Source organism: Flavobacterium glycines, from assembly GCF_900100165.1.
Taxonomy (GTDB): domain Bacteria; phylum Bacteroidota; class Bacteroidia; order Flavobacteriales; family Flavobacteriaceae; genus Flavobacterium; species Flavobacterium glycines.
This window is the reverse complement of the sequence record NZ_FNEO01000002.1, coordinates 323,100-333,398: the sequence shown is the minus strand read 5'-3', so window position 1 is coordinate 333,398 and position 10,299 is coordinate 323,100. Positions and strand designations below refer to the sequence as shown.

11 protein-coding genes are annotated in these 10,299 nt (G+C 33.7%); 1 reads left to right on the top strand and 10 read right to left on the bottom strand.

What is annotated here, in order from left to right:
* From BLR17_RS16540 to BLR17_RS09795, 5 genes are all read right to left on the bottom strand, one after another.
* Nucleotides 1-242: hypothetical protein (locus BLR17_RS16540; RefSeq protein ID WP_139148979.1), on the bottom strand; the 242-nt coding region annotated here is incomplete at its 3' end.
* Between the two features lie 359 nt (nt 243-601).
* Entirely contained in the window at nt 602-1,132 is a 531-nt protein-coding gene (locus BLR17_RS09810; protein WP_066329938.1) for a hypothetical protein, read from the bottom strand.
* A gap of 115 nt (nt 1,133-1,247) precedes the next feature.
* The gene (locus tag BLR17_RS09805; protein WP_066329939.1) at nt 1,248-2,969 is read right to left on the bottom strand and encodes a PAS domain-containing protein; all 1,722 of its coding nucleotides are present in this window, start codon (nt 2,967-2,969) and stop codon (nt 1,248-1,250) included.
* Between the two features lie 256 nt (nt 2,970-3,225).
* Nucleotides 3,226-3,573: a hypothetical protein gene (locus BLR17_RS09800; protein ID WP_066329941.1), complete on the bottom strand. Its 348-nt coding sequence runs from the start codon at nt 3,571-3,573 to the stop codon at nt 3,226-3,228.
* Between the two features lie 167 nt (nt 3,574-3,740).
* Nucleotides 3,741-4,409 carry a hypothetical protein gene (locus BLR17_RS09795; protein WP_074517182.1) on the bottom strand — a complete coding sequence of 223 codons (669 nt, stop codon included), beginning with the start codon at nt 4,407-4,409 and terminating at the stop codon, nt 3,741-3,743.
* A gap of 103 nt (nt 4,410-4,512) precedes the next feature.
* Between BLR17_RS09795 and BLR17_RS09790 the strand changes: the two genes are divergently transcribed.
* Entirely contained in the window at nt 4,513-6,057 is a 1,545-nt protein-coding gene (locus tag BLR17_RS09790; RefSeq protein ID WP_066329945.1) for an IS1182 family transposase, read from the top strand.
* A gap of 223 nt (nt 6,058-6,280) precedes the next feature.
* Here the strand turns inward: BLR17_RS09790 and BLR17_RS09785 are convergent, their stop codons facing one another.
* The 5 genes from BLR17_RS09785 to BLR17_RS09765 form a co-directional block, all read right to left on the bottom strand.
* Complete coding sequence (locus BLR17_RS09785) at nt 6,281-7,603, bottom strand: tetratricopeptide repeat protein (RefSeq protein ID WP_169817174.1); 1,323 nt, start codon at nt 7,601-7,603, stop codon at nt 6,281-6,283.
* A gap of 140 nt (nt 7,604-7,743) precedes the next feature.
* The gene (locus BLR17_RS09780; protein ID WP_066329953.1) at nt 7,744-8,199 is read right to left on the bottom strand and encodes a hypothetical protein; all 456 of its coding nucleotides are present in this window, start codon (nt 8,197-8,199) and stop codon (nt 7,744-7,746) included.
* A gap of 211 nt (nt 8,200-8,410) precedes the next feature.
* Nucleotides 8,411-8,896 (bottom strand): hypothetical protein, encoded by a 486-nt coding sequence (locus BLR17_RS09775; protein ID WP_066329954.1) that lies wholly within the window; start codon nt 8,894-8,896, stop codon nt 8,411-8,413.
* Nucleotides 8,897-9,081: 185 nt separating this feature from the next.
* Nucleotides 9,082-9,618, bottom strand: coding sequence for a TPM domain-containing protein (locus BLR17_RS09770; protein ID WP_066329955.1), 537 nt, complete (start codon nt 9,616-9,618; stop codon nt 9,082-9,084).
* A 163-nt stretch (nt 9,619-9,781) separates the two neighbouring features.
* Complete coding sequence (locus BLR17_RS09765) at nt 9,782-10,264, bottom strand: hypothetical protein (protein ID WP_175444412.1); 483 nt, start codon at nt 10,262-10,264, stop codon at nt 9,782-9,784.
* Between the last annotated feature and the right edge of the window lie 35 nt (nt 10,265-10,299).

The following is a 10,299-nucleotide window of genomic DNA, read 5'->3' as shown; positions in this document are numbered from 1 at the left end:
TAATCCTTTGAATTTCGTTCAAACAATCTGATTTTTTCTCCTTCAATATTTATGATTATTTCGTTTCCGGTTTTAATTCCTAATAGATTATAATGGTTTTCAGTCCAACTTGAAATTGCTTTTAAATCGTATCTTTTTTGATCTGAAAAAGTCTGATTGATTATTAAATCATTCTCAATGAGATTAAAATACTTGATTCTTTTAATTCTTCTTATTTCCAGTATTATAAATGCTAAACCCATTAATATTAAAGCCGTTTTTTTCCATAGTTGATTCGACCTTTCTGTAAAAGCGAAAATTAGAACGCTTAATAAAAGCGTTACTAAAATAATCTGTAATATATTTTTTGTTGTCTGTGTCATGTCTGTGTGGCGAGAAAATTACCGCTAACGTCCCCTGCTACAAGAGGTTTGGGCTTAAATTAAGCCTTATTTTCGGATTTGCCAAATCATCCCAAATACAAAACCAACTTTCAATTAAGCCTAATGCCCAAATCCGTTGTAGTGGCTGTTAGGCATTCGGTTTTGTTTTTCGGTTTCGCTTCCACACCGCTTTTAAGTTGGAAGCAATTTTAAAATTATTTATTATGATGAGTTATGATTTATTTTGGTTTGTATTTACTACTTTCTGTGGACTTTTCTTTTGGATTGGTTATTTTTTGGGATGTAGTATCAGAAACAAAAGAGATTGAATTTTCCGCTTTATTTTTTAAAGAAAAAAGCTCAACTGTTTTTGTCCAATAACCTATCCAAAATACGAATACACAAAATCCAAATACTATGCTAATTAGTTCAAAATTAGTCTTATCAGACAAAAAGTTTCTTTTTGATTTTTTAAATAGTCCTTTGTTGTTTAAAGTTCTTATACAATTATCTAAGAAAATTATCGCTTTTTTTGGTTTTTCTCTCAAAGCTCGGTCTGCTTCATCTTCATTTCCAAAAATAGGATGGTCAATATATTTAACGTGCCATTTAAACTGTGAAATCCAAGCATATTCAGTTGAGTCAAAACCAAAAAAATCTTTGATATATGAAGCAGTTTCAAAAGTCCATTCGTCATTATTTGGATGTTCAGAGCTTAAAATTTTTTGTTTCTGTTCTTCTAATATTCTTATGGCTTTCTTTTTGTTCATATTTTCTTTTTTAAAGTTTCGGTTCTTTAAACTGATGCCTAACGTTCCCGTGATAGGCGCAGTGACGTCTCGCAGATAGTCATTGTGCTTATCACGTGTTATGAACAGGTATTATCTAAGTATTGTTTTCTTCAGTTAAGCTTCGTGCCTTATCAACCAAATCTTTTATAATTTCATCCAGTTCATTTGCTGAATCTCTCAAATGTTTCAACCACATTAAAGTATTGTCCAAATTTTTATTATTGTCCTCAATAGCATTCATAATCCCCAACATTCTTGCAAGAGGAGCCCGTACTATATGTGACTGGGTCCAAGCAATATTCTTGAGTTTTTCATTCTGTATTTCAATTTGGTTCACATATCTGCTTCTGCTTATTTCAAAATTCTTTCGCTCCGTGATATCGTTCATGGCTCCAACCATACGGATAGGATTTCCTTTTTCATCTCTGATTACGATCCCCCTGTCAATCACATCGGCAAAAGTACCGTCATTTATTTGATATCGATATTCGGCAATCCAGTTAGATTGGTCTGGTTTTTCGAGTACTCCATAAATACTTTTCAATACCCATTCTCGATCCTCAGGATGGATGTGATTAGTCCAAGACTCTAAGGTTGGAGTGGTTTTTTCAATTTGGTATCCAAACAGATTTTTGAAACCAGCTCCCCAATACAGGGTATTTTCTAAGATATTCCAATCCCATATCGCATCATTGGTCGCTTCTGCAACTTTTTCAAAGCGTTCATTGGATTGGAGCAGACGTATATCGGTCTCTTTTCTTAGTGTAATGTCTTTAAAATAAACAGAAAGCCCACAGCTTGAGGGATATACCGTTACTTCTAGCCACATATTCAATGCCGGGTAATACTCTTCAAAATCTAAGTTTTCCTGAGTTTCCATAGCTTTGTGATATTGGCGGTAAAAGTCAGTTTCTATGACATCAGGGTATTCATCCCAAAGGTTTTTGCCAATGATGGCATCCCTTTTCCTGCCTAAAACCTTTTCGGTTTCTTTGTTCCAGTAGGTTACTACCCAATCTTTGTTTACATTGAAAAAAGCATCTCCAATACTTTCCAGAATGTCGATTTTCTCCTGATAGGCTTTTTCAAGTTTTTCCGCCGCCTGTTTACGTTCATCTACATTCTTGAAGTAAGCTGATACACCACCCTGTGATGGATAAGCATTTATTTCATACCATTTTCCATCTTCCGGGTAATAGTATTCAAAAGATTCAGTGTTTTTTGTACGGGCAACCCTTTGATAAATTTTCCGAAGGGTTGTATTTGCACCTGTTGGAAATAATTCCCAAATATTCTTGCCTAAAACATCATCAGCTTTCTTACAGAGTAAGTTCTCGGCTTCCTTGTTGAAATAAGTAAATTTCCAGTTTTTGTCAACTGCATAAAAAGCATCAGATATACTTCCTAAAATCTCCCGAATCTGAAGTTCATGTGACTTGGAAGCATGAATATCCTGAAAACTACCATATATCCGCTGGCATTTCCCTTCAATCATTTCTACATTACCAATAGCCCGAACCCATCGTTCTTTCTTTTTTTTAGTGATTATTACAGCTTCAAAGTCGAATGCAGCACCAGTTTTAATACTTTCTTGTACAATCTCATTCACTATTGGCTGAAAATCTTCCCGGTAAAAACTTAGGGCAGTTTCTAAAACAGGTATGAAAGTTTTCGGGTTTGTTTCGTGGAGCTCGTGTACAATAGTTGACCAGTAAACTTTTTTATTTACCATATCAAATTCCCAACTTCCAATTCTAGCTAATTTTGATGCCTGTTGGTAAAAAAAGCTTTTAAAGTCTTGTTTTTTCTCTTTCATTTTTTCAACTATTTGTACTTTGCTCTTCATACTTGTTCATAACGTTCCGCTGCCTGTGGTCTGTTGTGGAAGTTCGTAACCGCTCAATTTTCGGCTTAACTAAAATATGAATGCGAAACGGTAATTCCACTAAATCCCACAATAGCCACAGACAGCTGTTAGGGCTTCGGTTTTTTATTTATTCTAATTTTTACATTTCAATTGTTGGTTACGCTTCTGCACCGGTTTTAAGTCAGAAGTATTTAAAATTTTTATGTTATATGAAAAACTTAATTAACTCTTTTACCGATTTTATTGTTGTTAATATTTCTGTTATAAGTACTGTTATAGACATAGCGTTATGTTTGGCTGTACTTATTTTATGTTCGTTAATTCGGAAAACTCTTAATAGAAACCAATAAGATGGAATTTCGTAAATCCACCTTATATCATACCATTTGTACGGATATATTTTAAAAGTTTCGTGCATAATTTTATAATGTGGATTTTCTTTAGATAAAGCTTTTGAAAAAGTCATAAAATCAATTTTGTAATGCATTTCCTTTGGTTTATTTGGATTTCCATTAATAGTAATAGTCCTTACAATTGAATTAGATTTTTTCATTTAATTTCGGTATTTCGGTTCTTTAAACTGAGCCCTAACGGTTTCGGGCTTTGCGTTGGTGGGCTTTTGAAACCGTAAACTGTCTGCCAGCACCAACTTTTATTAATTGCTCAAATGTTTCTATTCGCACTGTCCGCCCACTAACGCAAAACCCGTGTTAGCAGACGTTATTTTTGTCGCACTACAAATTGAGTGGGTTTTTCCTTTGTCCACATTCCGACTGTCGTAAAACCTTTTCCATTTTTCCTCAATGTTTCTTTTTTCTTGTCAAAGGTGTGCATGAGCACTGGGTCATTTGCAAAAACATTTATTTCATCAACGTTGTCGGCAACCGAAAAGTCAAATATGTTGCGGTTACTTCCAAAAGCAAAGAGTGAAAGATTCTTATCTGTCAAATCTTTCTTTGGTATTTTTACAAAACCCGTTAAATAGTCTGCACGATAAATATTTTTGTTCTTGGTGGTGTCCGCAAACCGAATACTGAACCATTCTTGTTGTTCGCCACTCCAGTCAAACCATTTGATATAAAGTGTGTCACTGTGCCCTGTTGATGAAACTGTCTCAATGCGATTGCGATTATTGGTTGTGTCGAATGTCAAGAAATATTTTTTATTTGTTTCGGTAAATACGCCTTGACCAAACCAATGTTGCATATCGTCTGTTCCGCTGTATTGTATAAAAGTTCCAAAGTTGTCGGATTTATTTTTTTTAATAAATGTGTAATTATTCGAAAACATTGATGCATTTTCTTGATCGTAAATCGTTGTGTCCTGTCCGAACAATTGTCCGATAAAAGTCAAGAATAAAATTGTCAATATGATGTATGGTCGTGTCATTCTATAATGGCTGCTAACGTCAGTCTGTGAAAAAACTTCCGTTTGATTGTAAACAAATATATGAAATTGTTTTATAAAAAGCAGATTTTTCGTATTTTTAGTCATGCAACACATCACAGGAATTTCCCGCTATCAAATGCAAATAATTAGTTTAGAAGACAGAATTTCAAATGAGAATCCTGTTCGTTTTATTGATGTTTTTGTTGAACAAATCTCACTTGAATCATTAGGCTTCTTATCTAAGACGATAAAAAGCGAAGGCCGTCCTAGTTTTGATAGCAAAGTGTTTCTCAAAATCTATTTGTATGGCTATTTAAATGGCCTCAGAAGTTCGAGGAAACTCGAAAAAGAATGTGTTCGCAATTTAGAGTTGCAATGGCTTTTGTGTGGCATTGTGCCGAACTATCACAGTATTTCTGATTTTAGGAAGCATAATCCATTGGGATTGAAAAAACTCTTCAAACTCTTTGTCTCTTTTCTTAAAGATACTGATTTGATTGCAGGAGAAACCATCGCCATCGATGGCACAAAAAGTCGCGCTCATAATAGCAAAAAAGCCAATTTCAGTCAAAAGAAAATAGACCAACATTTGGCTTATATTGAGGAAAAAACACAAGAATATTTAAGTGATTTAGCTCAAAACGATCAAAACGATTCTAGTGTCAGTATTAGCAAAATTCAAGAAAAAATTGATCGTTTAAAAACTAACAAAATTCGTTATGAATTTCTTGAAGAAAAACTAAAAACCAGTGGAGAACCTCAAATAAGCACTACCGATGAAGATGCCAGAGCTTTACTGGTACAAGGTCAGGTGGTTGAAGTAAGTTATAATATTCAGGCTGCGGTGGATGCTAAACATAATTTAGTAGTTGCTACTCACACGATCAATCGCAATGATCGCAACGCCTTAGCAGCCATTGCTATCGAGGCAAAAGAGAATTTAGAGATAGCAACCTACACGGCTTTAGTAGACAAAGGCTATCATAACGGACGGGAAATCACCCAATGTAAAGATCATAATATCACCACCATTGTAGCACATCAGGAACAAGGAAAGAGTAACGAGAATGGTACGCAACCGGAGTATTTGGTAGCGAAATTCAAATACAACAAAGAGTACGATACTTACACCTGTCCTCAAGATGAGATATTGAAAACTACAGGCCGGTGGCATAAAAAAACAGGCCGAACCGAAAACAGCGGTTACCAATTTAAAAAATACCGAACACCAGCCTGCAAGGAATGTCCTGTAAAAGATTTATGTACCAGTAGAACAGGAGGCAGGGAAATAGACCGCAGTGAGTATGCCGATGCTGTGGAAGAAAACAACAAGCGTTATCAGGAAAACCAGCAATTGTACCGTAAACGACAAGAGATAAACGAACACATTTTTGGAACTATTAAAAGGCAATGGGGTTATAATCACACTAACTTAACGGGATTGGAAAAAGTAAACGGAGAGCACAGTTTGATTATGCTGGTTTACAACATCAAACGCAGTATTAATATTCTGGGAGTACCTGATTTGATAGCCAAAATCAAGAATTGGAATGCCAGATACCCTACAAATGGTTTTGTTTTTGTAAAAACGATTTATTTAAAGCTAAAATCAGCCTTTGTTTTCTGTCAAACTAAATTTACAACCTAAAAAAAACAGCCTTTTAAAAAGGCTTTATTTGGATTGTAGATTATTAAAATTGGGAGATTTTGAAGAAAAAACGAGGTTTTTTCACAGCCTGACGGTTGGCAGCTTGCCGAAGGCGGGGCTTTCGGAGCACCAATCTGTCAAGCCACCACTTATGTTTATTAAATGCTTTATTGTTCATATTCGCACTTCCGCCCCGCTTTTGGCAAGGTGCTGTTATAGCCAGTTATTTTTCGCTTTCCAAGTATCCAAAATATGATTTCAAAGGATACGAGTAATGGCTTTGGTCTGACCCTAATGTTTTAAATTCTCTTTTTATTAATTCTACAAGATGCGGTCTGAGTTTAATGTTTTCAATTTTTGCACAATTTACCTTTACCCAATATAGTTTTGATGAATTTGGAAAGTCAGTAAGTGCTTGAGCTAATTCTTTGTCGTCAAATCTATTCTTGTCTGCTTTGCCGATAAAATAACTGATAGCAAATCGTTCGTCTTTAAAGTCTGTCCAGCCCTGTTTGTCAATGGATGCGTCAACCTTTCCATTAACTGTCGCTTGGAGATAAGCGTAAATATTTAGTAGTTCTTTGTCTTTTGTTGCGTTTGCTAATTTTAGCAATTCCTGTCCACGATTATTGTAAAATTCTTGTTCAGATATTAATTGATTAATAAAACATATCCTCAACAAATCTGAAGCTATTTGTCCGTTTGTCGGCAATGGATTTGAACCGATAATGATTTTATTATTTGTCAAAAGCATTTTGATGCTATCACCTGCATTTTCCGATTTTGAAAGATTTTTGACTTTGATATAAGCCTGTATGGTGTTGTAATCAATATTGGTTTTTTCTAACTTACTTTCAATAAGTCGAACATCTTCTTTCAGAAAGTACTCTTGCGTGTTAGTGTTCCACCAATCCAATTCCCAATTCATATCTAGGAAAATGAGAGAATAAAAAAGCGTATTATTTCCTTTCTCAATTTCTTTTCGATAATTGTTTCTTGCTTTTATCTGTTTCGTATTACCGTATATAGTATTTATTGCTTGGTCAATTGATGTGTGATGCTTTGCGTGATCTGATTTTTTCCAATTTGCAATTGATTTGTCTATGTCGCCCGAATTTATGTAGCAATCCGCTAACCAAACATTAACTCTAAAGTCTTCCGCTTTTTCTTTGCTGTATTTTTCATAAAGTTTGGCAGCTTCTTCAAATTCACCTTTTCTATGAAGTTCTATTGCATATTCAAGGTTGAAGTCAAGTTCGTCAGGTTTGGATAAATAAGCTTCTTTATGAAGTTGAAAGGATTTGTCTTTGTCTATTTCATTAAGTAGTCCACCGATGATATATTTTTTGTATTCGTTGTCAGCACTTTTTATTAAAGTAGCAATACAGTTGTCCAAGTCGGAATTTACAATGCAACTGTTAAAAGTCGTCATTGCTGTATTCAACTCTTTTTTTGCTGCTTCGATTTTGTCGCGGCTTGACACAAGTGTCTGCGAATTACAACTGCAAAAAAACAGGGTCAAGATTGTCAGTAGGTGGTGTCTCATAATAATTGGCTATAACGTTTTGCCACTTTGAGATGGCTGGAAGTTCGTAACCGCTCAATTTTCGGCTTAACGAAAACTTGATGCGAAACGGTAATTCCACTAAATTCCAGCTAGCTCAAAATGGCTGTTGTATGCTGTTTTTATTTTTTTAAATCTGTTTTGTCTTTAAGTATTGAATAGATTTCCGCCGTTTCTTTCGAAATTCTTGACCAACTAACTACTGAAGGCTGATGAAATTCCAATGCTTTATTATTACATACTAATCTTAAAATAAAATTTTCTCCTGTATTGCAAGTCATAGTTTGAATTATATATTCTTTTAGCGTTATCAATTTATATGCATTTGAAAATAACTTTTGCTTTTCAACTTCTGTTATTTTGAAAGATTTATTTTCTACAACAGGTTTTTTGTTAATTATTTTTTCAGTTTCAATTCTACCAATATTACTTTCAAAGTCTATTGTGATTCTGCTTTCGTCAATTATAATTTCCAATTGTTGTCTACAAAACTTTTCGTCAATTGTATTCTCATTTTGCTCTTTCTTACAAGAAACTAAAGCTAGAAGTATAAGTAAATATATAATTTTTAATTTCATTTTTGGTTTGGTAGATTTTTTGGATATTTCAAATTTAATTTAGGTTATGATTTTCAGTAAAATAGCATACAACGTCTTGGCACTACAGCGGGTTTGGGACTAAATTAAGCCCTATTTTCGGATTTGCCAAATCATCCCAAATACAAAACCAACTTTCCATTAAGCCTAATGCCCAAATCCGTTGTAGCGTGTGTTACAGGAAGCCTTTTATTCAGTTTTCATTTATAGGTTGTGAATTAGGTAAGTTCGGCTCATTCCAATCAGTATATATTTTCACATAATCTAAAAGTATTTTTTGTGTCTTTACATCGTATTTTTTCAAATAATCCTCTATTTTAGATTTATCTTTTTCATCATAATAAAACAGATAATTAGATTCCTTTTCAAGAATTCCCCAATAGTTTAGTGCGTGCGAGCCTAAAGAATAAAAACGGACTAATAAAACATTATCTTTTTTTGGTTGAGTAGCAAAAACCTCGATACATTTTGTCACTCCCATACTGCCGGAATAATTATTAATAATTATTTCCCCTTTTTCTTTCTTTTCAAGCCATTGTCCATCAATCAAGACTTTAATTATTTCTTTTTGATATTTCTCAATTCTATAATCTTTATCTACATAGAAACCTTTTTGGCCATAAATACTTGCGACAAAAAAAAGTAGAGTGATAACTAGTATTGAATTAATGTTTCTCATTAAATTTTATAATTTATCTTTTTAGATTTGGTGAGCGAAGGTTTCCTGTAACGTTCTCGCGCTACAGCGGGTTTGGGACTAAATTAAACCCATTATTCGGATTTGCCAAATCATCACAAATACAAAACCAACTTTCCATTAAGCCAATTGCCCAAATCCGTTGTAGCGTGTGTTATGCCTAGTACTTATTTCCACATTTCTATTAATTCCAAAAGTCCACTTTTTAGGCCTTCGTAATATTTGTCGTTTTTAAAATTTGGAATCATAAACTCGTTTATTACTTTATCACAATTTTCATTGGAAATGATTTTTTCGGTTGCATTCCCTGTCGCGATTTGAACTTTTCTGAGTTCTTTACTAACAACAATCGTTAGTCCATTACCATCTTTTCCAACTCTTAAATAGTTTGATAAATCTAAAGTATAATTTGAAATATCAGTATAAGGATTTATTGAATTTACTGAGATAATTACTATTTCGTTTTTCGTTTTAATTCTAAAATCATTGATTATTATTTCCAAATCTAGAATTTGTTCATTATTTAACAAGTGCTCAAAATCATTCACAAAAAATAGAGATTTTGGAAAATTTTTTTTCTCAAGTTCTGAAGGATTTAATTCAGGAATAGGTCTTTTTTTACTGTTTTCTGTTTGCGCATTTATTTTACAACAACCAATGAAAAATGGAAATATAAGGATAAAAATTATGTTGGATATTTTCATTTAGGTTTCAGTTTTTGTTGTATTAGGCATAACGTTTCGCGGCTAGTGGCTTTTTGCGAAACCAGCGAACTGCGTACTTTCAGCTAATATAAAATTTTTACGTGAAAAACCAACGTGAAACCACGAAAATCCAGCAATGGCCACTAACCGCTGTTAGCAGCAGTTATTTTGATAATTTTTCTTTGAGCTTTAAAAATCCTTTCCATTGGTTTCCACCTTCGTGATAATTTAAGACCAAAGTAGAATCGATTGTTCCAGCAGAATACCATTGACCAGCATGATATGGAATTTGTTCTTCTAAACTTTTGTTCAGAAGTTCATGCAAATAATCAGAAATTGCTTTTCTATGAATTTCATTCAACTCGATTCTTTTTTTCTCCACAACTTTCCGGCTTTCCAAATGTTTGCAGTCAACACTATCTTTAGTTATCTCGGCAAACAGTTTTTTCTCTTTGCGAATAATTTTTATTTCTTCGTGATGGCCGCCCCATTCTCCACATTCATCATAATCAGCAGTAAGTTTCAAATAACCTGCGCCAACAATATTTTCAAAGTCAGCAACTTTTTCGGAGTTTTTTGTTTCAGGCTGTTTTCTATTACAACTTATGATTAAAATTGCAATTAATAAGTAATATGCTTTGTTCATATTTTGCATGAATGTGGTTTATAATTGCTGCTAAC